At 46.6% G+C, this 26,390-nt stretch carries 22 protein-coding genes and 1 pseudogene; 17 read left to right on the forward strand and 6 right to left on the reverse strand.

Annotation, left to right across the window (positions count from 1 at the left end; all coding sequences use genetic code 11):
• Window positions 1-211: 211 nt before the first annotated feature.
• The 6 genes and pseudogenes from BW42_RS00325 to BW42_RS00350 all read left to right on the forward strand — a co-directional run bounded on the left by BW42_RS00325 (window position 212) and on the right by BW42_RS00350 (window position 8,434).
• Complete coding sequence (locus BW42_RS00325; RefSeq protein ID WP_023469134.1) at window positions 212-1,423, forward strand: NAD(P)/FAD-dependent oxidoreductase; 1,212 nt, start codon at window positions 212-214, stop codon at window positions 1,421-1,423.
• Between the two features lie 81 nt (window positions 1,424-1,504).
• Window positions 1,505-1,822: a YuiB family protein gene (locus BW42_RS00330; RefSeq protein ID WP_035406048.1), complete on the forward strand. Its 318-nt coding sequence runs from the start codon at window positions 1,505-1,507 to the stop codon at window positions 1,820-1,822.
• Window positions 1,823-1,923: 101 nt separating this feature from the next.
• Window positions 1,924-2,781, forward strand: coding sequence for a glucose PTS transporter transcription antiterminator GlcT (glcT, locus tag BW42_RS00335; RefSeq protein WP_035406051.1), 858 nt, complete (start codon window positions 1,924-1,926; stop codon window positions 2,779-2,781).
• A 217-nt stretch (window positions 2,782-2,998) separates the two neighbouring features.
• Window positions 2,999-4,501, forward strand: a pseudogene (gene ptsG, locus BW42_RS00340) (glucose-specific PTS transporter subunit IIBC); the annotation flags it as partial.
• A 151-nt stretch (window positions 4,502-4,652) separates the two neighbouring features.
• Window positions 4,653-6,764: a glucose-specific PTS transporter subunit IIBC gene (gene ptsG, locus BW42_RS00345; protein ID WP_035406056.1), complete on the forward strand. Its 2,112-nt coding sequence runs from the start codon at window positions 4,653-4,655 to the stop codon at window positions 6,762-6,764.
• Window positions 6,765-6,916: 152 nt separating this feature from the next.
• Window positions 6,917-8,434 (forward strand): MDR family MFS transporter, encoded by a 1,518-nt coding sequence (locus BW42_RS00350; RefSeq protein WP_035406059.1) that lies wholly within the window; start codon window positions 6,917-6,919, stop codon window positions 8,432-8,434.
• Between the two features lie 107 nt (window positions 8,435-8,541).
• Here the strand turns inward: BW42_RS00350 and ptsP are convergent, their stop codons facing one another.
• Window positions 8,542-10,266, reverse strand: coding sequence for a phosphoenolpyruvate--protein phosphotransferase (gene ptsP, locus BW42_RS00355; RefSeq protein ID WP_035406062.1), 1,725 nt, complete (start codon window positions 10,264-10,266; stop codon window positions 8,542-8,544).
• Between the two features lie 352 nt (window positions 10,267-10,618).
• Between ptsP and BW42_RS00360 the strand changes: the two genes are divergently transcribed.
• Genes BW42_RS00360 through BW42_RS00365 form a run of 3 tightly spaced genes read left to right on the forward strand, consistent with a single transcriptional unit; the run spans window position 10,619 to window position 12,847 of the window.
• A complete protein-coding gene (locus BW42_RS00360; RefSeq protein WP_035406065.1) occupies window positions 10,619-12,031 on the forward strand; it encodes a leucyl aminopeptidase in 1,413 nt (470 codons plus the stop codon).
• A complete protein-coding gene (locus BW42_RS16230) occupies window positions 12,028-12,198 on the forward strand; it encodes a hypothetical protein (protein ID WP_155960137.1) in 171 nt (56 codons plus the stop codon). Before BW42_RS00360 ends, BW42_RS16230 begins: the two co-directional genes overlap by 4 nt.
• Window positions 12,179-12,847, forward strand: a complete 669-nt coding sequence (locus BW42_RS00365; RefSeq protein WP_035406068.1) for a DUF429 domain-containing protein — start codon at window positions 12,179-12,181, stop codon at window positions 12,845-12,847. Before BW42_RS16230 ends, BW42_RS00365 begins: the two co-directional genes overlap by 20 nt.
• On the opposite strand, the gene ytvI is transcribed toward BW42_RS00365, so the two are convergent.
• Window positions 12,827-13,951 (reverse strand): sporulation integral membrane protein YtvI, encoded by a 1,125-nt coding sequence (ytvI, locus tag BW42_RS00370; protein ID WP_035406072.1) that lies wholly within the window; start codon window positions 13,949-13,951, stop codon window positions 12,827-12,829. The genes BW42_RS00365 and ytvI overlap by 21 nt on opposite strands.
• 89 nt (window positions 13,952-14,040) lie before the next feature.
• Here ytvI and BW42_RS00375 point away from each other — a divergent pair, with 89 nt between their 5' ends.
• On the forward strand, window positions 14,041-14,226 hold the full coding sequence (locus tag BW42_RS00375) for a hypothetical protein (protein ID WP_035406076.1): 186 nt from the start codon (window positions 14,041-14,043) through the stop codon (window positions 14,224-14,226).
• Window positions 14,192-15,079: a MazG nucleotide pyrophosphohydrolase domain-containing protein gene (locus BW42_RS00380; protein WP_231496827.1), complete on the forward strand. Its 888-nt coding sequence runs from the start codon at window positions 14,192-14,194 to the stop codon at window positions 15,077-15,079. The genes BW42_RS00375 and BW42_RS00380 overlap by 35 nt, the downstream gene beginning before the upstream one ends.
• 38 nt (window positions 15,080-15,117) lie before the next feature.
• Here the strand turns inward: BW42_RS00380 and BW42_RS00385 are convergent, their stop codons facing one another.
• The 4 genes from BW42_RS00385 to BW42_RS00400 are packed head-to-tail and all read right to left on the reverse strand — an operon-like array spanning window position 15,118 to window position 17,898.
• On the reverse strand, window positions 15,118-16,308 hold the full coding sequence (locus BW42_RS00385; protein WP_035406082.1) for an aminotransferase: 1,191 nt from the start codon (window positions 16,306-16,308) through the stop codon (window positions 15,118-15,120).
• Window positions 16,305-16,802, reverse strand: a complete 498-nt coding sequence (locus BW42_RS00390) for an Lrp/AsnC family transcriptional regulator (RefSeq protein WP_035406085.1) — start codon at window positions 16,800-16,802, stop codon at window positions 16,305-16,307. The genes BW42_RS00385 and BW42_RS00390 overlap by 4 nt, the downstream gene beginning before the upstream one ends.
• Window positions 16,803-16,806: 4 nt before the next feature.
• Window positions 16,807-17,601, reverse strand: coding sequence for a glycosyltransferase family 2 protein (locus tag BW42_RS00395; protein WP_035406088.1), 795 nt, complete (start codon window positions 17,599-17,601; stop codon window positions 16,807-16,809).
• Between the two features lie 57 nt (window positions 17,602-17,658).
• The gene (locus BW42_RS00400; RefSeq protein ID WP_035406091.1) at window positions 17,659-17,898 is read right to left on the reverse strand and encodes a NifU N-terminal domain-containing protein; all 240 of its coding nucleotides are present in this window, start codon (window positions 17,896-17,898) and stop codon (window positions 17,659-17,661) included.
• Window positions 17,899-18,359: 461 nt separating this feature from the next.
• Here BW42_RS00400 and BW42_RS00405 point away from each other — a divergent pair, with 461 nt between their 5' ends.
• The 6 genes from BW42_RS00405 to BW42_RS00430 all read left to right on the forward strand — a co-directional run bounded on the left by BW42_RS00405 (window position 18,360) and on the right by BW42_RS00430 (window position 26,226).
• Window positions 18,360-20,627 carry a ribonucleoside-diphosphate reductase subunit alpha gene (locus BW42_RS00405; protein WP_035406094.1) on the forward strand — a complete coding sequence of 756 codons (2,268 nt, stop codon included), beginning with the start codon at window positions 18,360-18,362 and terminating at the stop codon, window positions 20,625-20,627.
• An 18-nt stretch (window positions 20,628-20,645) separates the two neighbouring features.
• Window positions 20,646-21,134 carry a flavodoxin domain-containing protein gene (locus BW42_RS00410; protein WP_035406096.1) on the forward strand — a complete coding sequence of 163 codons (489 nt, stop codon included), beginning with the start codon at window positions 20,646-20,648 and terminating at the stop codon, window positions 21,132-21,134.
• The gene (locus BW42_RS00415; protein WP_035406099.1) at window positions 21,103-22,146 is read left to right on the forward strand and encodes a ribonucleotide-diphosphate reductase subunit beta; all 1,044 of its coding nucleotides are present in this window, start codon (window positions 21,103-21,105) and stop codon (window positions 22,144-22,146) included. The genes BW42_RS00410 and BW42_RS00415 overlap by 32 nt, the downstream gene beginning before the upstream one ends.
• A gap of 921 nt (window positions 22,147-23,067) precedes the next feature.
• Window positions 23,068-23,460, forward strand: coding sequence for a S1 domain-containing post-transcriptional regulator GSP13 (gene yugI / locus BW42_RS00420; protein WP_012371159.1), 393 nt, complete (start codon window positions 23,068-23,070; stop codon window positions 23,458-23,460).
• A gap of 136 nt (window positions 23,461-23,596) precedes the next feature.
• Window positions 23,597-24,763, forward strand: coding sequence for an iron-containing alcohol dehydrogenase (locus BW42_RS00425; RefSeq protein WP_035406102.1), 1,167 nt, complete (start codon window positions 23,597-23,599; stop codon window positions 24,761-24,763).
• Between the two features lie 113 nt (window positions 24,764-24,876).
• Complete coding sequence (locus BW42_RS00430; protein WP_035406105.1) at window positions 24,877-26,226, forward strand: glucose-6-phosphate isomerase; 1,350 nt, start codon at window positions 24,877-24,879, stop codon at window positions 26,224-26,226.
• Window positions 26,227-26,390: the final 164 nt, after the last annotated feature.

A 26,390-nucleotide genomic window follows, 5' to 3' on the forward strand; every position in this document is an offset into this window, starting at 1 on the left:
ATATAGGAAGTAGGGGGTTCAGGTGCAAGTACGGAACATCTCACATTTTTTTAAAGGAAATTACATTTTTCTTTTGCAATCATTCTTAAAAAGTGTTTCAATAGGCTTATAGACATGTGAACATTATTTGAACAAAGTTTTTGAACATTCGTCTGTAATTGAATGTGAAGAAAATCACAACAAAACTACGATTCGTAAGGAGTATCAGAACATGAACACACCTAACATTGTTATTCTTGGAGCGGGCTACGGTGGATTGATCACAGCAGTCAACCTTCAAAAGAAACTCGGCGTCGATCAAGCGAACATCACGTTGATTAATAAACACGACTATCATTACCAAACAACTTGGTTGCATGAACCAGCTGCAGGTACGATGTCTGCGGAGCAAGCACGCATCTACATCAATGATGTCATCAACCCATCACGCGTCAAACTTGTCAAAGGTATCGTTGAGAAAGTCGACACGGCTGCTAAAACGGTTCTTTTACAAGATGGCGGAACAGTTCCTTACGATTACGTCGTCGTTGCTCTCGGTGGCGTTCCTGAAACATTCGGTATCAAAGGATTGAAGGAACACGCATTAACGATCAGCTCGTTGAACAGCGTCCGTAAAATCAAGGAACATATCGATTACTCATTCGCACAGTACAAAACAACAGGATCACAAGATCGTTCACTCTTGACGATCGTCGTCGGTGGTGCTGGATTCACAGGAATCGAGTTCATGGGTGAGCTCGTCAACCGTATTCCAGAACTGTGCAAACAATATGATATCCCACGCGAACTCGTTCGTGTCGTTAACATCGAGGCAGCGCCAACAGTCCTTCCAGGATTCGATGCTGATCTCGTCAACTACGCACACAAATGGCTTGAGCGCCAAGGCGTCGAGTTCAAACTCGGTAACGGCATCAAGGAATGTGGACCAGGAAGCGTCACGTTCGGTCCGCTTCAAGGCGACACGACTGAAACGATCGAAGCAAGTACGATCATTTGGACAGGTGGCGTCAGCGGTAACCCTGTCGTTGCAGCATCTGGTTTCGAAGCGATGCGTAACCGTGTCGTCGTCGAAGAAGATCTTCGTGTTCCAGGACACGATAACGTCTTCATGATCGGTGACTGTTCAGCAGTCATGGATCCAAGTTCGAACCGTCCGTACCCACCAACTGCACAAATCGCGACACAACAAGCACACAAAGTCGCTGAGAACATCGCAGCACTCATCGCGGGTCGTCAAACATCGACGTTCACGTACGAGAACAAAGGAACGGTCGCTTCACTTGGTCATAAAGATGGCATCGGTATGGTCTTCGGTAAGAAGATTTACGGTCGTAACGCATCGTTCATGAAAAAAGTCATCGATAACAAACACTTCTTTGAACTGAAAAAACTTGGTCTTGCGATCAAAAAAGGGAAGTTCTAAGTTCACGTTTTAGGCAAATGTACACTCGTGCATTTGCCTTTTTTGTCGGTTATACTAGAAGAGATTCAAAGGGGGAACAGTATGCATATCATTCAAGCCGTGATCGGGAGTGTGCTTTATCTCGTCATGTTCTTTAGTATCGGATTCATTTTAAACATGTTGTTACGGAGTACATGGGTGATGCTCGTACTCTATCCGATCATCCTCATCATGATGATCGATAACCAATCTACGCTCGAATACTTCACGAATGCGCGTGAAGCGATTCCGAATCTTGGGGACCGGATTGCTGGACTGCAGGCAGCAGATATCACGATGTTCGCAGCTGGGTTTGCTGGAATCATCATCGCCGGTCTATCGATTCGCTTCTTGCGTAAGAGCGGTTACCAAATGTTTTAAAGTCTACTTGAGTAAGTAGGCTTTTTTCGTGCTTGAAAAACCGTTATAATAAAAACAATGTCTTTAAATAAATGTGTAAGAGCAGATTGGGTTGAGAGCGAATGGATAAACAAATGTACCACGTTATCAAGGTATTGAATAATAATGTCGTCATTTGTTCAACTGGTGCGAATCAGGAAGTCATTATCCTCGCGAAAGGGATTGGCTTCGGTCGGAAGCCAGGCGATCAACTGACAGATCTCGACAAGTTGGAAAAAGTCTACACGTTGAAGGATAAAGAAGAACAGGATCAATATAAGGCGCTCGTCGGTCACCTCGATGAAAATTTCATCGCGTTGATGAATGAAATCGTTTCAATGATCGAGACACGGTTTGGGAAAAAAGTCGATGAACATATCCATATCGGATTAACGGATCATTTGACGTTTACGTTCAAACGACTGGAACAAGGAATGGAAGTCACCAATCCGTTTCTTGCCGAAACGGAAGCCTTGTATCCGGAAGAGTACGCACTTGCAGAAGAAATCGTCGAGTTCATCAGTGCCGAGATGAATTTTTACCTGCCTCCAGCCGAGATAGGATTCATTGCACTTCATATTCATTCTGCGACGAACTTCAAAGACGTACTTGAAGTTAACCGCCATCATCAGCTCGTCGGTTTAATTGCTAGTCATATCGAACAGCGACTGGAGATTAAAATCGACCGAAAATCGCTTGATTACAAGCGTCTGATTCGGCACCTTCGTTCAGCGATTGAAAGGGTTTCCAATGGGGAGTATCTAGAGGCTCCAGAAAAAGTAGAAAAGCTATTGCGTGAAGAATATCCGCTATGCTATGATACTGCTTGGGAGCTGATGTCCATCATGGAACGTCAGTTGAAGAAAGCGGTACCGCGCGGTGAGGCGACGTATCTTACGATGCATCTGCAACGCTTAGTGCAGTACGATTCAGGTAAATGACCGCACGGACTACGTGTTACTGATACGATCAGGCATGAGTGGGATGTCGGGCAAGAAGCTTTATTTCCGTTATGCAACGGGATAAGTCTATTGTCTACAATCCGCTCGTGCCTGATTTTTTTCTGTAAAAAAACGGTCAGATGTCTGACTTTTTTCGTCTCAATCATTGGCATTATTCATCATACTTCGCTCTTAACAGGAAAAGGAGGAAACACACATGTTCAAACAGATTTTTGCTGTTCTTCAACGTGTCGGTAAAGCGTTGATGCTTCCTGTAGCGATTTTGCCAGCTGCCGGTATCCTACTCGGATTCGGTAACGCGATGCAAAATCCGAACTTGACGTCAAAACTCGAGTTCTTAAAAAATGATGCAATCATCAAGATTGCAAAATTGATGGAAGCAGCCGGGGATATCATCTTCGGTAACTTAGCACTCTTATTCGCGGTCGGTGTCGCGATTGGTCTTGCAGGGGACGGCGCAGCCGGACTTGCGGCAATCGTCGGATTCTTGATCATGAACAAAACAATGAGCGTATGGCTCGGCGTTACACCTGAAATGGTTGCTAACGGTCAAGGATATGCAAACGTACTCGGTATCCCAACACTTCAAACTGGGGTATTCGGTGGTATCATCATAGGTCTAATCGCAGCTTGGGCGTACGGGAAGTATCATAATCTCGAATTGCCACAGTTCCTTGGATTCTTTGCTGGTAAACGTTTCGTTCCAATCGTCACAGCAGTTGTTTCATTGGTTGCAGGTCTCGTTCTCGTATTCGTCTGGCCGTTCGCGCAAGATGGATTGAACACGTTCTCTCACTTCATGATGGAGAAAAACCCAACACTCGCAGCATTCGTCTTCGGTCTCATCGAACGTTCGTTGATTCCATTCGGTCTTCACCATATCTTCTATGCACCATTCTGGTTCGAATTCGGTTCGTATAAGAATGCAGCAGGAACAGTCGTTCATGGTGACCAAGCGATCTTCTTCGCACAATTGAAAGACAACGCAAAATTAACAGCTGGTACGTTCATGACTGGTAAATTCCCGTTCATGATGTTCGGTCTTCCAGCAGCAGCACTCGCAATGTACCACGAAGCTCGCCCAGAGCGTCGTGCAGTCGTTGGTGGTCTTCTTGGATCAGCAGCACTTACAGCATTCTTGACAGGTATCACAGAGCCAATCGAATTCGCGTTCTTATTCGTAGCTCCAATCTTGTTCGCAGTTCACGCAGTTTTCGCAGGTCTTTCGTTCATGACAATGCAATTGTTGAACGTTAAGATCGGTATGACATTCTCTGGTGGTTTGATCGACTTCCTTCTCTTCGGTGTTCTTCCAGGACGCACGCAGTGGTGGCTTGTCATCGTCGTCGGTCTTGCACTTTCTGTCATCTACTATGTTGGATTCCGTTTCGCAATCCGCAAATTCAACCTGAAAACTCCAGGTCGTGAAGATGCAGTTCAAGAGACTTCATCTGCTCAAGGTTCTGAACTTGCTGAAGGTATCCTCGACGCACTCGGTTCAGAGTCGAACATCAAACACTTGGATGCATGTATCACACGTCTTCGTGTTGAAGTTCTCGACAAATCGAAAGTCAACAAAGATGAGTTGAAAAAATTAGGTGCTGCTGGTGTCCTTGAAGTTGGTAACAACGTCCAAGCGATCTATGGACCGAAATCAGACAACATCAAGTCTGAGATTCAAGCTGTCATCGCGTCACGTAAACAAGAAAAAACAGTCTAATGTTTTTTAAGATGAGTCCTTCTGCGGAAGGGCTCATCTTTTTTTTCGAAATCGTTTAGAATCGTTTTGCACTAGAATATTTTAGGGTATGAATTAAGTAGTTTGTTTAAAAAAAGGAGGGAATATGCGCATGTGGAAAAACGTGTTTGGTGTCTTACAGCGGATCGGTAAGGCCCTAATGTTACCGGTAGCGATTTTGCCGGCAGCGGGATTATTGCTTGCGTTCGGGACAGCGTTTCAAAACCCGAACTTAACACAATATTTACCGTTTCTGGAGAACGATTCGCTTGTCGTCATCTGGCGAGTCATGCAGGATGCGGGTGACATCATCTTTGCGAACCTCGGATTATTGTTCGCTGTAGGGGTCGCAATTGGCCTTGCGAACGGAGAAGGGGTCGCCGGCTTAGCAGCCATCGTTGGTTTCCTGATCATGAACAAGGTCATCAGTTCATTCTTGCAGATTACACCAGAAAAAATCACAGAAGCACAAAAGGCGAGTGATTTGTCGTATGCGACGGTCCTTGGGATACCGACCTTGCAAATGGGGGTATTCGGGGGGATCATTGCCGGTTTGATAGCAGCGTACAGTTATAATAAATTCTTTAAAATCAAACTGCCTGATTTCCTTGGATTCTTTGCAGGTAAACGTTTCGTTCCGATTGCGACCGCCTTGTTCAGTCTTGTCGCAGGTTTTGCTTTGTCATATATTTGGCCACCGATCGGAACAGGCATCAATACGTTCTCCAAAACAATCATCGAAGCGAACGAACCGTTGTCTGCCTTCATCTTTGGACTCGTCGAACGTTCATTGATTCCGTTCGGTCTTCACCATATTTGGTACTCAAGCTTTTGGTTCCAATTCGGTGAATATACGGATAAAGCAGGAACGATCATCAATGGGGACCAGCGAATCTTCTTTGCACAATTAAAGGACGGTGTACCATTTACAGCAGGGACATATATGACTGGGAAATATCCATTCATGATGTTCGGTTTGCCAGCAGCCTGTCTTGCAATGTACCATACTGTCGCAAAAGATCGTCGAAAAGCTGTTGAAGGTCTTTACTTCTCAGCTGCATTGACGTCTTTCCTAACTGGGATCACGGAGCCAGTCGAGTTCTCATTCGTATTCGTTGCACCGCTTTTGTTCGCTGTGCACGCTGTTTTTGCAGGTCTATCGTTCATGATTATGGACTTGCTAAACGTTAAGATTGGGATGACGTTCTCCGGCGGATTAATTGACTACACGTTGTTCGGGATTTTACCGAATCGCACTTCGTGGTGGCTTGTCATTCCAGTCGGTCTCGTTTTCGCCGTCATTTATTACTTCGGTTTCCGTTTCGTCATCACGAAATTCGATCTGAAGATTCCAGGACGTGAAGCGATTAAAGAAGGTGCTGCGACATCGACGGCACAAGCAGGTGATCTTCCGTATGAAATCCTACAGGCGTTTGGTGGTCCATCGAACATCAAGCACCTCGATGCCTGTATCACGCGTCTTCGGATTACCGTCAATGATAAATCAGGTGTCAACAAGGATCGCTTGAAAGAGCTCGGTGCTGCCGGTGTCCTTGAAGTCGGAGATAACGTCCAGGCGATCTTTGGACCGAAATCCGATGGGATCAAGTCAGAAATGGCAGATATCATGAAAGATCCAAATTACAAACCGAAAGAGACACCGGAAGCCGATCCAATTCCACAAGTTCCAACAGGAGATGAAGCGCGAACTTCTGGATTGGGTACAACCGATACGGGACCATTCGCTGGAAATCGTGGGGGTGCTTATGTGCCTGAAGATGGATACGTCGCACCACTGAGCGGTATCATTCGTTCTCTGGATGATGTACCGGATCAAGTATTCTCCGGTCGTATGATGGGTGACGGATATGCGATCGAACCGACGGAAGGATATGTCGTCTCTCCCGTCTCTGGTGAGATCACAACCTTCTTCCCGACGAAACACGCAATCGGTATTCTTGCAGATAACGGAGATGAGATCTTAATTCACATTGGTATTGATACAGTGTCACTTGAAGGAAAAGGATTTGAGGCATTAGCGAAAGCTGGAGATCGTGTCGAACCGGGGACACCACTTCTCAATGTCGATCTCGAGCAAGTACGACCACTCGTGCCATCGTTACTGACACCGATCATCGTCACGAACATTGGCGATCGAAAAGTCGACGTCGATGTCGGACAGACGGTCGAAGCCGGAGAAGCGATTTCGTATCGTGTAGAGTAAAGGAAGAAAAGCGACGGATCGTCACGAACGATCCGTCTTTTTTATGTGAAAATATCATAAAGCACATTTGATAGTGAGATTTTGCACATATGATGATACAATGAGTTAGCTATTATAAGAGTTAGCTAATTTTTTAGAAATGAGGTGCGTCGATGTCTTCGACTACAACAAAAACGAATACGACACCTGTCGTCATCGGATTATTGATTGGTATTTTAGTCGCAGCAATGGATAACACGATCGTTGCGACGGCGATGCCGACGATCGTCAGTGAACTGAATGGGTTTGATCAGTACGCTTGGGTCACGTCGGCTTACATGATCGCAACCGTTGCCGGGATGCCGATTTTCGGTAAATTGAGCGACATGTATGGAAGAAAACGCTTCTTCCTCTTTGGGATGCTTATCTTCATGATAGGGAGTATCTTGTGTGGAATGGCAGACTCAATCATTGAATTATCTGCGTATCGTGCCTTGCAAGGGCTTGGTGGCGGTGCGTTGATGCCGATCGCCTTTACGATTATTTTTGATATCTTCCCACCGGAGAAACGTGGGAAAGTCAGTGGATTGTTCGGAGCGGTCTTCGGGATCTCGAGTATCTTCGGACCGTTGCTTGGTGCCGTATTGACGGATTCCCTCGACTGGCGCTGGGTATTTTATATCAACATCCCACTCGGATTGATTGCCCTTGGTCTCGTGACGGTCTTCTATCAGGAATCACCAGTTCACCGGACACAGAAAATCGACTACGTCGGTGCCTTTACGCTTGTTGCAGGATTGGTTTTATTCTTACTCGCGCTCGAAATGGGTGGGAAAGAGTATGCATGGTCTTCACCACAAATTCTTGGTCTGTTCGTAGCAGCACTCGTCGCGTTCGTTGCCTTCGCATTCGCTGAACGCCGTGCCGCGGATCCAGTTATTACATTCAGTCTGTTCCGTCGTCGTTTATTTGCGGCAACACAAGGCGTTGCGTTCTTTTATGGATTCGTCTTCATCTCGGCGAGTGTGTTCATTCCAATCTTCGTTCAAGGTGTCTTTGGTGGCAGTGCGACGAACTCCGGTCTGATCCTGATGCCGATGTTAATTGCCTCAGTCATCTCGGCGCAGCTCGGTGGCCAGTTGCCGAATAAGTTTGGTTTCCGAAATGTCATGATCGTCTCGGCTGTCTTTTTCCTACTCGGTGTGTATCTCCTCAGTACAATGACGCTTGAGACATCGCGTACAGCAGTAACGATCTATATGATCATTCTTGGGTTCGGTGTTGGCTTTAGCTTCTCGTTGTTGAACCTAGCAAGCATCAATGGGATCGAGATGCAACGTCGTGGTGCTGCGACGTCGATGGGATCGACATTCCGGACGATCGGGATGACGCTTGGTGTCACGGTCCTCGGCATCATTCAATCACGAACGTTCACATCGGCTGTAGCGGATCGATTGCCGCAAGGTGGAGCGCCGTCAGGTGGGCAGTTCCCGACGGCAGCTGCGTTTGCGAAGATGCCACCAGAAGTCGCGGCAGCAATCAAGACATCGCTTGCAGAATCCATCTCTACTGTCTATTTCTGGGCCTTGATTCCAGCAGTACTCGGTGTCATCTTTATCTTCTTAATGGGGAACGAGCGTCCGATTTTATCGGAACAAGCGACCCCAGAGAAGAAAAAACAAGCTCAATAATCAGGTTTCAACAACGCCTTCTTTCTTATTAAAAGAGGGCGTTGTTTTTTTGTTAATCGGCATAAAAAAAGACGAACCTGGATTACTCCAGATTCGTCTAACAGAAATTATTTTTTGATATCGAATGTCGTGCTGAGGAAGTCGACGACTTCTTCTGCTGTATCCATATCAAGCACTTGCTCGACGATTGCTTCACATTCTGACTTGTTGAGGCGTGTCATCAAGCTACGTGCGCGAAGGACAGATGAAGCAGACATCGAGAACTCATCAAGACCAAGCCCAAGAAGGATTGGGAGTGCCAATTCTTCTCCTGCCATCTCACCACACATGCCGACCCATTTGCCTGCTTTGTGTGCTTCTGTGATGACATTGTTCAAGAGGTTCAAGATCGCAGGATTGAACGGTTGGTACAGGTACGATACTTTTTCGTTCATCCGGTCTGCCGCCATCGTGTATTGAATCAAATCGTTCGTTCCGACAGAGAAGAAGTCGACTTCTTTTGCGAACTGACGAGCCATGACCGCCGTTGCTGGGATCTCGACCATCATACCGACTTCGATGTCTTCTGATACAGTGACACCTTCAGCTTGGAGGTTTGCTTTCTCTTCGAGGAGAAGTGCTTTTGCAGCACGGAACTCTTCGATTGTTGCGATCATTGGGAACATGACAGCGAGTTTACCGTATGCACTCGCACGAAGAAGTGCGCGCAATTGTGTACGGAACAAGTCTGTTTGATCGAGACAAAGACGGATCGCGCGGTAACCGAGGAACGGGTTCATCTCGTGTGGGAGATCAAGGTACGACAATTCTTTGTCGCCACCGATATCGAGTGTCCGAATGACGACTTTTTTATCGCCCATTGACTCGAGAACGGTTTTGTATGCTGTGAATTGCTCGTCTTCCGTTGGGAATGTCTCTGCATCCATGTAGAGGAATTCTGTACGGTAGAGACCGACAGCTTCTGCTCCGTTTTCAAGCACGCCTTTGACATCGTTTGGTGTACCGATGTTTGCAGCGAGCTCGACGTGGTGACCGTCAGCCGTCATTGTTTTTTCGTTCTTGAGTTTTTTCCACTCTTCTTTTTGTGCGATGTATGCTGCACGTTTTGCTTCATACTCAGCGACTTGCTCTTCACTTGGGTTGACGATGACATCACCTTCCGCACCGTCAAGGATGAGAAGATCGCCGTGTTTAACGTCCGTCAAGACAACTTTTGTTCCGACGACTGCTGGGATTTCGAGTGAACGTGACATAATGGCAGAGTGCGATGTCCGGCCACCAATGTTCGTTGCGAAACCTTTAGCATACTTACGATTCAATTGTGCCGTATCTGAAGGAGTCAAGTCTTCCGCGATGATGATGACTTCTTCGTTAATTTGAGCTGGAGTGACGAACGTGATACCGAGAAGGTGAGCCATCGTCCGTTTCGTGACGTCGCGGACGTCCGCTGCACGTTCACGCATGTATTCGTTATCCATTGATTCGAAAATCATGACCATCATGTTCGCGACTTCATCGAGTGCTTTCGCAGCATTTGCTTGCTCGTCCTCGATTTTTGCGTTCACCTGACTAACGATTTCCGGATCTTCTAGGATTAGAAGGTGAGCCGAGAAGATCTCCGCTTTATCTGGACCTAATTCTTTTAAGGTATTTTCACGAATGACTTCGAGTTCCGTCTTCGATTTTGCGATCGCTGCTTGGAAACGTTCTTTTTCCGCAGCCGCATCCTCGATTTTGTGCGATGGAATCTCAAAGACCGGTGTTTCCATCACGAATGCCTTTGCAATCGCGATCCCTGCAGAAGCGCCAATTCCTTTGATGTGTTGTGCCATGTGCATTACCCTCTTTTCAGTAAGTTTTTTTAACGCGACGACTTCGTTTCTTAGCTATCTATAGATACCCATAAACGCCTCTCTCTTAACGAGCCTTCTGCGCACTCTCCCTTGAATGAAAACGTAGACATTTCCCGGAACAGCAAACGCATCGTTTCTTGAAGTGTCTCAATATTTCACCTGTTTAATCCTATCATATTGTGAAACGGGCAACAATTGTTTGAAACCAAGCATTTCGACAAATTGGCAAACAAGAATCATGTAAGCGCTTGCGATTCGTTGAGAGGCTATCAGTTGGAAAATGACTGAAAACACTTCATACTAATAGGTATTAGATAAAGGGGGAATTTTTATGCAAACGAATCAACCCGTAGACGTACTGATCGTCGGGATATCAGGGAATCAACCGCTTGATGAACGATTACAAGCACTGTATGGTGACAAACTAGAAGAGTGGGTCCGTCAAGGTGATATCTCAACGAAACGGGGAGAACTTCGTCTGTTGCCGACGTTATCGGGAGACGTCGCACGTGTGCTGTTCGTCGGACTTGGGAAAGTCGATCAACTCTCGCAAGACAACTTGCGCCGTTTGCTCGGAAAAGCCGCACAACATGTCAAAGCACGCCGCTTAGAACAGGTGACAGTCGACGCGACGACGTTTCCAGGTCAACCGGTCGAACTGATTGCTGAGACATTCACCCTCGCTACATATGAGGTCAAACATTATAAAACATCTCCTTCTAAAGCGTACACGCTTCATCTGACGGTCTTACCTTCTGAAGACGAGGCAGTGCGTCGCGGAAAAGCCTTAGGGGAAGCAACGAACTTGGCGCGACGTCTCGTAACGATGCCGGGAAATCTTTTGACGGCGCCAGCGCTTGCGGACGAAGCACGCTTCATCGCGGAGCGTCATGGACATGATCTCCGAATCATCGATAAGGAAGAGATGGAAGCACTTGGCATGGGTGCCTTGCTTGCCGTCAATCAAGGATCGGTCATTCCGCCGAAGTTGATCGTCCTTGAATACAAAGGCTCAGTAGAAGCACCGATTGCTGTCGTCGGAAAAGGTGTCACGTTCGATACAGGTGGTTATTCGATCAAACCAAAAGACGGGATCGTCGGGATGAAAGGAGATATGGGAGGCGCAGCAGCAGTTCTTGGTCTGTTTGAAGCACTCGGTCAACTCAAACCTGATGTTCACGTCATTGGCGTCATTCCGGCAACGGATAACATGATTTCTGGGGATGCCTTCAAACCGGATGATGTCATCACATCGATGGCAGGAAAAACGATTGAAGTCTTGAACACGGATGCAGAAGGACGACTTGTCCTCGCAGATGCAGTCACGTACGTGAAAGAGTACCAGCCGAAAGCCATCATCGACCTCGCAACATTGACAGGTGGTGTCCTTGTCGCCCTTGGAACAGAAATCACAGGTGCGTTGACGAATGATGCGTCACTTTACGAACGCTTTGAACAGGTGACGAAAGAGACGAACGAGATGGTTTGGCAAATGCCATATGTCGATGCGTTCATCAAACAAGTCCGCCGCTCAGATGTCGCAGATTTGAATAACTCACCGGGACGCATGGGACACATGATCTTCGGTGGTGCGTTCGTCGGGGAATTCGTCGGCGACACACCATGGTTGCACCTCGATATCGCGGGAACATCGGAACAGAATCAAGCGTCTGAGATTGGTCCAAAAGGAGCAACGGGTGTCATGGTTCGTAGTCTGTATCGATTCGTCGAGCAAGAAAAATGAGACGTTGGAATCTACTCGGCGTCTTGTTGACGATTCTTACCGTCGTCTGGTACTTGGATGCACGAGATCGTCTATCGCTCGGTCTTGCGATATTTATCGGTATCTTCACGGTCTTATCACTACTGCGTTCTTTCCGGGAGAAGACGAATGCACGTCATCGGGATTGATGCGGCAAAGGCAGGATGGGTCGTCGTCAGGTACGAAAATGAGACGTACTCAGGATCAATCGAACCGACGCTTGGACAGATCCCGCCAGCCGACCGAATTTGGATCGATATGCCGATCGGTTTGATGGAAGGACGACGCGAAACAGATCAGCTGTTGCGACAGGAACTGCGCCCCGGACGAACGAGTAGTGTCTTTAATGCACCATTTCTCAGTGCGTTGACAACATCAAGTTATATGGAAGCAAATGATTTAGCGAAACAACATGCTGGTATCGGACTTTCGAAACAAGCGTGGTATCTATTGCCGAAAATCCGAGAAGTCCGTCATGCGTATCGATCTGAAATGATCGAATCACATCCGGAAGTCTGCTTTGCACGTCTCGCCGGTCATCCGGCACGTTTTTCCAAGAAAACAAAAGAAGGCATCGCGGAACGAATCGAATTACTTGAACAATACGATTGTCCCCCGTTATGGGAACAGCGTCAGCCGAACGTCGCGATTGATGATTGGCTTGATGCTTGTCTGCTTGCGACCGGTGCACGTTTTCCATGCGATTACTTTCCAGCAAGTCAACCAGTGGACACGGAAGGATATCCTTTATATGCCGCTGTACCCAAAAAATCACCCTCACCGAAATGGTGTGGGTGATCCTTTCACGAAGTCCCAGATATAATGGAAAATCTGTGCATTGTAGAGTGCTTTTAAGATGACGGCAATCAATGGTCCAAGGATTAACCCGAAGACGCCGAAGAATTTGATACCGACGAACAACGCAATCAATGCCGTAATCGGTTGAATGCCGATGTTATCGCCGACGATCTTCGGTTCCATGATGTTGCGCTGGAGAATGACGATGGCGTACAAAATGCCAAGTCCAATCGCAAGCGTCGTATCTCCAGTAATCACCGAGTAGGCGATCCAAGGCAGGAAGACGGAACCAGTACCGAGATACGGTAAGATGTCGAAGAAGGCAGCGATGAAAGCAACTGCGAATGGATGATCGACACCAATGATGAACAAACCAATCAAGACGATGAAAAACGTGATCGTGATCAACGTGAGCTGCGCTTTAAGATAGCCAAATAAGGCAGATCGTAAGCTCAAGAAGACCGACTCGACACGAGCGAACCAAGGAAGCATCTCGTAGCGCTTCAATCGCATTTCGTACTGGTGCCAATCCTTTGCGATAAAGAACCAAGCGAGTAAGACGATGACGAAAATCAACGCAATCGATGGCAAAGTCGCAAGAACAGATTGAAGCATCATCGCAATACTTTTTGAGCCTTCTCCAATCGCACTCGCAAGCGAGCTACCGAGCGATTGAATACTGTTTTGGACCGTATTTTGTTGGGATGGTTCTAATGAACGTAATGCTTCGGACGCATCGTTCCAAATCGGTGCCAGTTTTTCGTTGTATAGCTTTTGAAAATACAGACTTAATTCCTGGATTTGTGCCGGTAATTGATTGGCGACAAATACGAGACCGCGAATCAACTGCATGATGATCAAGGCAAGCGAACCGATCAATAAACCACTGATCAAAATGATGGACAACAACGCACCCCATCCACGATTGATCCGTAATCGCTTTTGAAAGAAATCGACGAGCGGACGGCTGAAAAGAGCAAGCAGAAACGCAAAGACAAACGGGTACAAAATGGACGAGAGGCGGATGAGTAACCATCCAACAGCTACGAAGGCGAAGATCACCGTCAAGAACCGGGCCATTTGCCAAAGACGTTCAGTCGACACAAGCAACACCTCTTACTGGATTATGTAGAATTGATATCATCATATCATGTTTAGGTAGGGAACGAGTCATTCAAAAGGAGGAGAAAGCGATGCGTAAAAGAGAAATCGGATTATTTGCTGCATTGATTGCTGCGACATCCGTTGGAATCCGAGAATGGAAGAAAAATCAGGCGTTTGCCAAACGTGTCAAACAAGAGACGGAGGCGCAAGTACGTCAAGCAATCATGGAGGATCAGACAGATGGAACAGATGAAGATACTGCAACAAAAGGTTGATGCGACGATTCGTTCACTCGGAGGTTATTTTCGACCGCTATCTGGTCTCGCACGCTTGACAGAAGAAATCGGTGAAGTCGGCGAAGCACTCGAACAAAGAGATCAAGAAGCTCTTCGTTCAGAACTTGTCGACGTTTTGATGATCTCGACGTGTCTTGCCAATCAATACGTGACGGATCTTGCGGTGCAACATGAGACACTCGGAACGGTAAACGATGATCAGGATGGTTCCTTTTATCGACTTGTGCATGAAGCTGGTCAAGTCGCACGCGTCATGAATGGATACGAAGGGGATAAACCGCCTAAAGCGAAGGATACAATTGTTCCAATCGGTCATTCTATCGCACGTCTGCAACGGGAATTATTTCGTTTAGCACGACCACTTCAACTCGATTTACTGTCGGAAATCGATCGGACGAATGAAAAGAATCTCAAGCGGGATAAAACACGCTTTGCCTTGACACGTGATCCCATTACCGAAAAAACGATTGATCACTTCCGGAGTGCGACAGGAAGTGAGGCACGTCTCTGGGGAGCCCCTGCGTACGAAGAGGATCAAACGCTAAAGGAGAATATGGAGACGGCACTCCCTTCGCTCCGGCGTTTCCTACGTTGTGCAACGATTGAAGGAATCGAGGCGTTCGTCTTCGAAGCACCGATGGAACGCTCGCGTAGTCTAGTTGAAGTCAAAGAGCTGGCGGATGAAATGGGACGTTTGATCAAGGAACGGACACCGCTTGACTTTAAGGACTCACCGTATCGGTTGGAAGTCTTTGCGCCACAACTCGGTCCAGTCTCGCCGTATCATGCGGAAGACGACTATCGGATGTTTCTTGTTTTCTATGTCGATTAAAAATAAGCCGCTTGCTCGTTTGAGCAAGCGGCTTATTTTTAGTGTGAATGAGACGATGTTGTCTCATCCTGAGTCTGCCATTTTTTCATGAAGCGCTGAATGCGCGCGATGGCTTCTTGCAGTTGTTCGATTGAACTCGCGTAACTTGCTCGGACATAGCCTTCACCGCTTGCTCCGAAGACGGATCCTGGAACGACGGCGACGCGCTCAGCGAGCAACAATTGCTCGGCGAACTGCTCACTCGTCAGCCCGGTATGACCAATGTACGGAAAAGCATAAAAGGCACCGCCTGGTAAGTGCGTCGGGAGACCCGCATCGTTTAACGCCTTGACGAAGTAATTCCGGCGTTGGCGATAACTTGTCACCATATCAGGGACCGTCTTATGACGAGAACGTAACGCTTCAATACCCGCGAATTGGACGAGTGTTGGTGCACACATCATTCCATATTGGTGGACCTTCAGCATCGATTGCGTGATCGCAGGTGGTGCGCAAGTAAAGCCGAGCCGCCAGCCCGTCATCGCGAAGGCTTTCGAGAAACCATTGATGATGATTGTCCGCTCCCGCATACCAGGAAGGGTCGCAAAACAAATCGCTTCCGTTTCGTAGGATAGCTCCGCATAGATTTCATCACTGATGACATATAAATCATGCTTTTGAACAAGTAACGCGAGGTCCGCTAATTGATCGCGTGTCATCGTCGAGCCTGTCGGATTCGATGGGAAACAGAAAATGATTGCTTTCGTTTTGTCCGTCAGCAACTGTTCGATCGTTTCCGGTTGAATCGCAAAACCGTCTTCTGCGTGACATGCAGCGGCGACAGGAATTCCTCCAGCAAGTTCGATCAAGGGGGCATATGAAACGAACGCCGGTTCAACGACGATGACTTCATCTCCCGGATTGATCAAACTACGAAACGCAAGGTCAAGTCCTTCCGAAGCTCCGGTCGTGACGATGATCTCTTCCGTCGTCGAATAGGAGATGGCGAACTTTTCTTGCATGTAAAGCGCGATTTCCTGACGTAACTCGAGTAAACCGGCGTTAGCACTGTATGCTGTGTAGCCCTGTTCAAGTGCTGCAAAGCTTGCTTCTCGGACGTTCCATGGCGTGACGAAATCGGGTTCACCGACACCAAGTGAGATGACATCTTCCATCGATCCGGCTAAATCAAAGAAACGACGAATGCCGGATGGGGCTAGCTGTTCGACACGTGTTGATAAAGATTTCATGGAGACACCTTCAATCGTTTGTCGTCATCATCCTGACTGAAGAGAACGCCATCGTGCTTATACGTCTTTAAGCGGAAATGGGTCGTCGTCGAGATGACGGAGTCGAGTGTCGATAATTTTTCAGAAACGAATTGAGACACTTCTTGTAGCGATTTGCCATCAAGTACGACTTGTAAGTCATATGCGCCTGACATCAGATACAGGGACGTCACTTCCGGGAAACGATGGATTCGCTCTGCGACTTCATCAAAGCCGCGTCCCCGTTTTGGTGTGACTTTGACATCGATGAAAGCTGTCACGCCGTGATGGGCATGAATCTTTTGCCAGTCAATGACGGCGGTATAGCCGAGTAGGACACCGTCACGTTTGAATGTTTCGATCGAAGCTGCTACTTCTGACGCTTCCCAATCGAGCATCTGCGCAAGTAAGTTTACGTCCATCGGACCATTTTGTGTTAATAGTGCTAATAATTCGAGTTGTTTTTCGGTGTACATGGAATCACTCACTTTCTGTCAATTGACCATTGAAGGTACGGCGTGTCTGTCGCAATCGTGCGCGTCGTTCTTCCTGAACAATATGGAAGTTCTTCATTTCACGTGTCGGAAGTTGATGTTTTTCGACCAGGCGGTCAAAATAGACGCGTCGCGTTGCGTCTTGTCGTGCCGACTCATGATTGCCGGACGGGTTGAAGGCGTACAGGACGGTTGCTCGTGCCGGATGTAACACTAAATGATCCTTACCGACGCGTAAAATCCAGTCCCAGTCCCAGTAGTTGAAGACGTCTTCATCAAACAGACCGAGTTGATCGTGGAGTGATTTACGGTAGAGCGATCCGGACGGAATGTACGTCGAGTCTTCTCGGATCGTCTCCGGATCATACGGGTACGCGAACGGTTCGGAATGGAGTGCAATCCGGTGACCGTCTTCCCAGCGATACGTAAAGAGCTCCGCGTCCGTATACGTTAGATCCGCGCCGGCTTCGAGATCACCGACTGCCTCTTCGAGATGACTCGGTAATAAGAGGTCATCGTCATCATGAAGTAAGATATACCGACCGGAAGCGAGCATGACACCGTGATTTCGAGCACGGACGTGATGATTTTCAGGTAACTCGACATATGTGATCTGCAGACGATCCTGATAGGCAGAGGTCACTGCTGAGACATCGTCGCCATTATTGTTTAGGACGATGACATCGAAGTCCTGATAGTGTTGACGTGTCAACGCTTCTAGCGCTTCTGCTAGTTCGCGAGGACGATTGTATGTCGGGATGATGATGGATACGGTTGGCATCAGCGATCGCTCCTTGAACAAAGACACCTGTTCAGGAACAGGTGTCTTCTTGTTTTTTTACATGTTTGCTTCGATACGTGGTAGCAGCTCATTCCATTCTGCTTCTGGTTCTTTCGTGACCGTCACGAAGTCGCCGTAAGCGAATAGATTATCGATGCCGTCGATCGCGATCAAAGATGCGAGCAACGTATCTTCCGGTGTATCTTCTTTTTTGACACTCGTACTTTTCGCACCGAAGCGCTGTTCCTCGAGCGTGATTTTGACGGAATTCGGGTTTGGTGTGTAATCGACTTGCATAGGTAAGCTCCTTTCAACGTACATACGTATATGCCATATGTCATCTTTTCGTGATAGTTGGATTCAATCCTTCTTCCTCCAAACGGAAGATCGGTACGTTCAGTATATCAGAAAATTCGAAGAGAATATTTTTCTTCTGATAGGAGAAATGACTCATCTTTATTTTAAGGGTTCGCGTGAACTTATAATATGTTTTACTCGCTATCTCAATATATCTCAAAAGGCGTCATGATGCCTTTTTCAAATTGTTTGACCTGAATTTCAAAGCAAGGGGTTATTTTTTTAGATTTCAGTGATAACCTATATCTTGTACATTAACAGGTTTAAAAACGTCTAAAACGTCTATATATAGAGTGATACTTGTAGAGTTCTTTCTATATGTAGGACGTCTTTTTTTAGTTTAGCGTATTTCATCGTGTAATGCGAACCTGTTTAACGATAGAGAATGGGAGTGGTTCATAGTGGCATCTCCACTGAATACAGCACGCATCTTTAAGGGTGCAATGACAATAGAAGACGTATATGTCGTGATTCGACAAGCGACGGAAACGTATCCGGAACTTGATATCGACCGCTATACAGAACGTGCCATCCGAGCGCTTGAAGGGAAGTCCTTACAAGCAGATCAAGTCTATGAACTGTTAACGATGCATGCACTCGATATGTTGAAGGCAGAAGAGCCGAACTGGACATTCGTAGCGACAGCGACTTACTTAAATCGGTTATATCTAGAAGCGGGTGAAAACCGCGGATATGCAGTGGAAGAACGATATGGTTCGCTGTATACATTGATTGAAAAGCTGACAGAAATCGGTATCTTCACGAAACATTTACTGGATGCGTATTCGAAAGAAGACATCAACGAACTGTCGGCAACGATTGATCCTTCCCGCGACCACCTGTTCACATACATTGGCCTTCGGACACTGGCAGACCGGTATCTTGCACGTGATCACGTCAAAAATTTGTACGAGCTACCGCAAGAACGATTCATGGTCATCGCGATGACGCTGATGCAGAACGAACCGAAGGAACGTCGTTTAGAACTCGTCAAAGAAGCCTACTGGGCATTGTCGAACCTCTACATGACGGTCGCGACACCGACGCTTTCGAACGCCGGTAAATCATATGGTCAACTCTCATCATGCTTCATCGATACAGTCGATGATTCGCTACGCGGCATCTATGACTCGAACACGGATGTAGCGACACTTTCTAAGGGTGGCGGCGGAATCGGTGTCTACATGGGGAAAATTCGCTCACGTGGATCAGACATCAAAGGCTTTAAAGGTGTTTCAAGTGGTGTCATCCCATGGATGAAACAATTGAACAATACGGCAGTCAGCGTCGATCAGCTCGGTATGCGCCAAGGATCAATCGCCGTGTATCTTGACATCTGGCATAAGGACATCCTCGAGTTCTTAGATGCGAAGCTCAACAATGGGGACGAGCGACTTCGGACACATGACTTGTTCACGGGCGTTAACTTACCAGACCGCTTCATGCGTGCTGTAGAAGCACGAGAAGACTGGCACCTGTTTGACCCACACGAAATTCGGACGATTATGGGCTTCAGCCTTGAAGATTATTTCGATGAGACAGAACAAGGCGGTAGCTTCACGGAACGATACGAAGCATGTGTCAACGAACCGCGTCTCAGCAAAAAAACAGTCCCAGCGATTGATCTCGTCAAACGCTACATGCGTTCGCAACTTGAGACAGGGACGCCATACATGTTCTTCCGTGACGCCGTTAACCGTGCGAATCCGAATAAACATGCAGGCATGATCTATTCATCAAACCTGTGCTCGGAAATCATGCAAAACATGAGTCCGACGACCGTGACAGAAGAATATACAGAAGACGGTAAAATCATCGTCACGAAGACACCAGGTGACTTCGTCGTCTGTAACTTATCATCGATTGCGCTTGCACGTGCGGTTCGTTCAGATGTTCTCGAACGATTGATTCCGATTCAAATGCGGATGCTTGATAACGTCATCGACTTGAATACGATCGATGTTCCGCAAGCACAATTGACGAATCAAAAATACCGTGCCGTTGGTCTTGGAACATTCGGTTGGCACCATCTGCTCGCGCTCGAAGGTATCCGTTGGGAATCAGTCGAAGCGGTACAATACGCAGACCGTCTCTACGAGAAAATCGCTTACTTGACGATCGATGCGTCGATGCAACTTGCGAAAGAGAAAGGCGCGTACCGTCTCTTTGAAGGTTCAGAATGGCAAACAGGAGAGTACATCAAACGTCGCCACTACAAAACGACGGATGAACTCGATTGGGATCGTCTCCAAGCCGACATCACGGCGCACGGGATGCGTAACGCTTACTTGATGGCAGTCGCACCGAACTCATCGACGGCGATCATTGCGGGAAGTACGGCATCGATTGATCCAATCTATAAAAAAGTCTACTCAGAAGAGAAGAAAAACTATAAGATCCCAGTTACCGTTCCGGATTTAACACCGGAAACGAACTGGTTCTATAAATCAGCGTTTGAGATTGACCAGTTATGGAGCATTCGTCAAAATGCTTCGCGTCAGCGTCACATCGACCAAGCGATCAGCTTTAACCTGTACGTGAAAAATAACGTCAAAGCAAAAGAATTACTCGAGATGCACATGGAAGCATGGCAACTTGGGATGAAGACGATCTACTACACGCGTTCGACGACGGTTGAGATCGACGAATGTGAATCGTGTTCATCATAAGATAAGGAGGACGATATCATGAAGGCAGCAATCGTATACGCGTCATTGAGTGGAAACACGGAGGAGGTGGCAGAACTCGTCGCGAAGACGTGTTCTGAGATGGGAATCGAGCCGACGATGTTGTTTGCGGACGAAGTGACGACGTATCAGTTAATGCCTTATGATATCGTCTATTTTGGTTCGTATACGTGGGGAGATGGGCAATTACCCGACGATATGCGCGACTGTCTTAGAACGGTTTTGAAGGAGAGCACGCATGCGATTCCGCAGGCAGCTGTTTTTGGAACAGGGGATAAGATGTTCGTCAAATATTGTCGCGCCGTCGATGAGATGGCGTATCACCTCTCGAAATTCGGGATCCCGCTTGCCGGAGAACTGTTGAAAATCGAACAGTCACCACGCAATCGCCCGCATCTCGTCAAGGAATGGACAAGACGGACCATTCTTCAATTACAGCAAGAGGGAGTCGAAGCACATGGAACAGCTACAAAAAATCAAACTGCTTGATGCACGTCATCCAAACCGCGCGACAGCAATCATAGGTGGCGAAACAAGTGCCATCGTCAATTGGAACGATATTGCCTATCCACAGTTTTACTCGATCTACAAACAACTGTTATCGAACTTCTGGATTCCAGATGAGATTTCAATGTCAAAAGACATGCAACAATGGAATCAACTGAGCGAACGGGAACAAGATGCATTCAAACGAATCATTGGGCTACTCTCGATCCTTGATTCGGTTCAGACACGTTATATTTTGGAATCAGCGATGTTCACATCAGATTCATCCGTTCATGCGATTCTCGCCATCATCGCGCAACAGGAAGTCGTTCATAATCAATCGTATAGCTACGTCTTATCCAGCTTAGTTCCATTGGCTGAACAAAACCGGATTTTCGATATCGCGAAAGACGATGACATGGTCATGAAGCGTAATGCATTCATTCTTGATTTATACGAAGATTTCCAAAATGACCGGACGCCAGAGAACTTCGCGAAATCACTCGTTGCTTCAATCGTTCTTGAAGGGATCAACTTCTATTCTGGCTTTGCTTTCTTCTATAACCTAGCGCGCCATCAGAAGATGGTCGGAACATCGACGATGATCAGCTATATTCAACGTGATGAATTGCAACACTCGTACTTCATCAGCCAGTTATTACGTGCTGTCTTGTCGGAGCATCCAGAAATCGATGCAGATGGCTCATTCACACAATTCGTCTACGACACGTTCAAGCGTGCCGTGGATCTTGAAATCGAGTGGAGCGAATATGTCTTGCGTGATCTAGATGGTCTTGATGTTAGTGAAATGCGTGACTACGTCAAATATCTCGCGAATAAACGTCTTCGCGTTATCGGTTTGTCGGATCTTTACGAAGGACACGACGAAGACGTCATGCCGTGGATTCGTGCATATTCAGATGATTCGATGAACGCGACGAAATCGGACTTCTTCGAACAAAAATCACGTTCATATGCGAAAGTAACGGATGCGAATGGATTCGATGATCTGTAAGTGAAATGAAAAGCATGTGGAAAGGACTAACTGATAAAGTTTTGTTTACACTATTCAGTTAGTCCTTTTTCTAACGGCTTAAATTATCGAAAATTCAGATATCAGAGGAGGTGATCCGAAAAAGTTTACAAAAAAAGCAGCTGCGAGAACGCAACTGCTTAGTACGGCAGTGAAGAATGATCTTCAACTACGCGTTGCACTCATGTTGTACGCCAATACAACATGAATAGAGGTAGTGTTTAAATACTTAATTTATACGATACTACATATGCGTATTCAGGTAAAACTTTATTTGATTAATGTTGCGAGTCATTCTTCCCTGCTAAAAGGGAAGGGGGTAACTCTAAATGTGTATTATTGCGCCTCATTATCGTAATCCACATTGGGTCTGCGGTCACTATCGCGGGACTCGCTGGATTAATGAACATTTTCGTTCAGGTTCGTTTGTGAACGGTCATTGTCAATTACGATTTAATTTTTGAGTAATTAATTAATCGTCTTAAATTGTAATTGCTTCACAGAGAGAATTCATATAACCTAGGACAGGTGAGGTCTTGCTCGACTCCTGCGGAAAAACAAGTCATCATGACCCTGGAAGATGCGACGCATCTGAAGCGGCATGATGGCTTGTCCGCGGAAAGCGAGCAGACCGAGACTGTCCGTTTTTTAATAGTCTTATCTGTCCTTTGTCTTTATCGTTTCAAGCATTACTTTTCTTTATCACCTAGGTCAATTCAACAAAAGAACAAAAAAAGGGCCGAACTCGGAAAGTTCGGCAGAATCAGGGGGAATACTTGAAGTCTTGCTAATAAAATGTTCCCTTGTGAAATAAAAAATAAACAAATTCCAAAAATATTTTTTACGATACAAGAAAAGTGTGTTATTATAAGTTGATGAATTTAGTTAGGGAGTGTATACATTATGGCAAACTTTGAAAAAGACCAAGTCGTTACTGGTAAAGTAACTGGTATTCAAAACTTCGGTGCTTTCGTAGCACTTGACGAGCAAACACAAGGTCTCGTCCACATTTCAGAAATCTCACACGATTACGTAAAAGACATTAACGATTACGTAAAAGTTGGCGATGAAGTAACTGTTAAAGTTCTCGACATCGACGAAGCTAACAAAAAAATGAAGCTTTCGATCAAAGCAACTCAGGAAGCTCCAAAACGTGAAGCACGCGCGAAAGGTCCACGCAAAAACGCTGGACGTCGCGATGCAGGTCCTGCTTTCAAACAAGAAGAAGCACCTGGATTCAACGTTCTTAAAGGTAAATTGGAAGAATGGATTGAAAAATCAAACTTCCAAAAATAAGCCACATGAGAGAATCGACATCGGTCGGTTCTCTTTTTTTTTGCGATTGTTACATACAATAAGCATTAAATTAGATGCGAAAGGGGAATGTGTGGATAATGTAAGGTGTTCATTACTTATTGAGGAGGCAACACAGATGGAAAACTTTGAATATCGCAATCCAACAAGACTTATTTTTGGTGACGGTCAAGTCAGCCAACTGAAACCACAACTCGAGTCACTTGGTGCGAAGAAAGTCATGCTCGTCTTTGGCGGCGGAAGTATTAAACGTAACGGCGTCTATGATGATGTCACACGTGAACTCAATGCGGCAGGAATCGAGTACGTCGAATGCGACGGTGTCGAACCGAACCCGCGCATCGAAACTGCAGAACGCGGAATTAAAATTGCACGTGAAGCAGGCGTTGACGCACTACTTGCACTTGGTGGCGGTTCTGTCATCGACTGCACGAAATTGATCGCAGCAGGTATCCCGTATGAAGGCGAAGCATGGGATCTCGTCATCGGTAAAGCGACACCCAAAACAGTCATCCCATTCGGAACAGTCTTGACGCTTGCAGCGACAGGTTCTGAGATGAACTCAGGATCGGTCATCACGAACTGGAAAACACAAGAGAAATACGGTTGGGGTAGTCCGCTTACGTACCCAACATTCTCAATTCTTGATCCGAAATACACAGTCAGCGTACCGAAAGATCAAACGATCTATGGTATCGTCGATATGATGAGTCACTGCCTTGAGCAATACTTCCACCCTGCACATGCACCGGTTCAAGAACGCATGACAGAAGGTGTCATGAAAGCAGTCGTCGAAGCAGCACCAAAACTCGTGAACGATCTCGAAAACGTGGAACTTCGTGGAACGATTCTCTTCGCTGGTACGATGGCACTCAACGGTGTTCTTCAAATGGGAGCACGCGGCGACTGGGCATCACACAACATCGAACATGCTGTCTCAGCTGTTCATGACATCCCACATGCAGGTGGACTCGCCATCCTCTTCCCGAACTGGATGCGCCACGTACTCGACGAATCAAACGCACATCGTTTCGTCACACTTGGTGAGAACGTCTTTAACGTCGACACGGAAGGTAAATCAGAGATGGAAGCAGCACATGCAACAATCGACGCGATTAGTGCTTTCTGGACATCACTCGGCGCACCAAACCGTCTTGCGGATTACGACATCAAAGAAGATACAGTCGATTCAATCGTCAAGTCAGCAATGACTCGCGGCGACTTCGGAAACTTCAAATCACTCGGAAACGAGGATGTTCGTCAAATCGTGACAGCTGCCCTATAACAACTCGTAACATTTGCTAATCTTTTCACAAAAGACTTGAACGACCTTCCTTCTTGCGTTTTAATGAAAAGGAAGGTCGCATTTCGTTGCGAATGAATAAGGAGGACGATGGCATGTCAACAGTACGTTTTGATTATTCGAAAGCCCTACAATTCGTAGGTCAACATGAAGTAGAACACATGACGGAGACCGTAAAGACGCTCCACCATGCGATTCATGCAGGAACAGGTGCAGGAAGTGATTTCTTAGGATGGGTAGATCTTCCGACGAACTACGATCAAGCGGAGTTTGCACGTATCCAAGCGTCTGCAGAAAAAATCAAGTCGGATTCTGATGTGTTGCTAGTCGTCGGAATCGGCGGTTCGTATCTCGGTGCACGTGCGGCAATCGAGATGCTTGGACACTCATTCCATAACTTGTTATCAAAAGACGAGCGTAAAGCACCACAAATCATCTATGCAGGGCATAATATCTCATCAACGTATCTGCATGATTTATTTGAAGTACTTGAAGGAAAAGATGTATCGGTCAACATTATCTCGAAATCAGGTACGACGACAGAACCAGCAATCTCGTTCCGTCTCTTGAAAGCATTCATGGAAGAAAAGTACGGTAAAGCAGAAGCGAAACACCGGATTTACGCAACAACGGACAAAGCCCGCGGTGCATTAAAAACACTCGCAGATTCTGAAGGATACGAAACATTCGTTATTCCAGATGATGTCGGCGGACGTTTCTCTGTGTTAACGCCAGTTGGTCTATTACCGATCGCAGCAGCAGGAATTTCGATCGAAGAGTTAATGCAAGGGGCACGTGACGCACAAGAGCGCTACGCGAGCGAAAACTTAGCTGACAACGAAGCGTACCAATACGCAGTCGTCCGAAATGCATTGTATGCGAAAGGGAAAACGATCGAGCTACTCGTCAACTACGAACCAGCACTTCATTACGTATCAGAGTGGTGGAAGCAATTGTACGGCGAATCTGAAGGAAAAGACTTCAAAGGGATCTTCCCAGCAGCAGTTGATTTCTCGACCGATCTTCATTCAATGGGACAATATGTCCAAGAAGGTCGTCGTGATCTGTTTGAGACAGTCATTAAAGTCGGACAAGCGCGTCACGCGTTGACGATTGAAGAAGACGCTCAGGACCTTGATGGATTGAACTTCCTCGCAGGACAGTCGATTCAGTTCGTCAACGATAAGGCAGCAGAAGGCACATTGCTTGCGCACACGGACGGACAAGTTCCGAACCTGACAGTCGAACTTCCAGAGATGACACCGTATCACCTCGGATTCCTGTTCTACTTCTTCGAAAAAGCATGTGCGATGAGTGGTTACCTCCTTGGAGTAAATCCATTCGATCAGCCAGGCGTCGAAGCGTACAAGAAAAATATGTTCGCTCTTCTTGGAAAACCAGGATTCGAAGCAGAAAAAGCAGAACTCGAAGCACGTTTGAAGTAATACAAAACGACAGTCGATTGTTCCTTAGTGGAACATCGGCTGTTTTTTTACGTTCACGAGATGAGGACGAGTAATCATTTTCCAGATTTATAGGCAATCCTAGCGTTTTCACTTTTAGAATACCCGTGAAACAGGTAAAGTGAAGTTAGAAGAAGAAATGAGGT

It is taken from the genome of Exiguobacterium sp. RIT341 (assembly GCF_000632205.1).
In the GTDB taxonomy this organism is placed as follows: domain Bacteria; phylum Bacillota; class Bacilli; order Exiguobacteriales; family Exiguobacteriaceae; genus Exiguobacterium_A.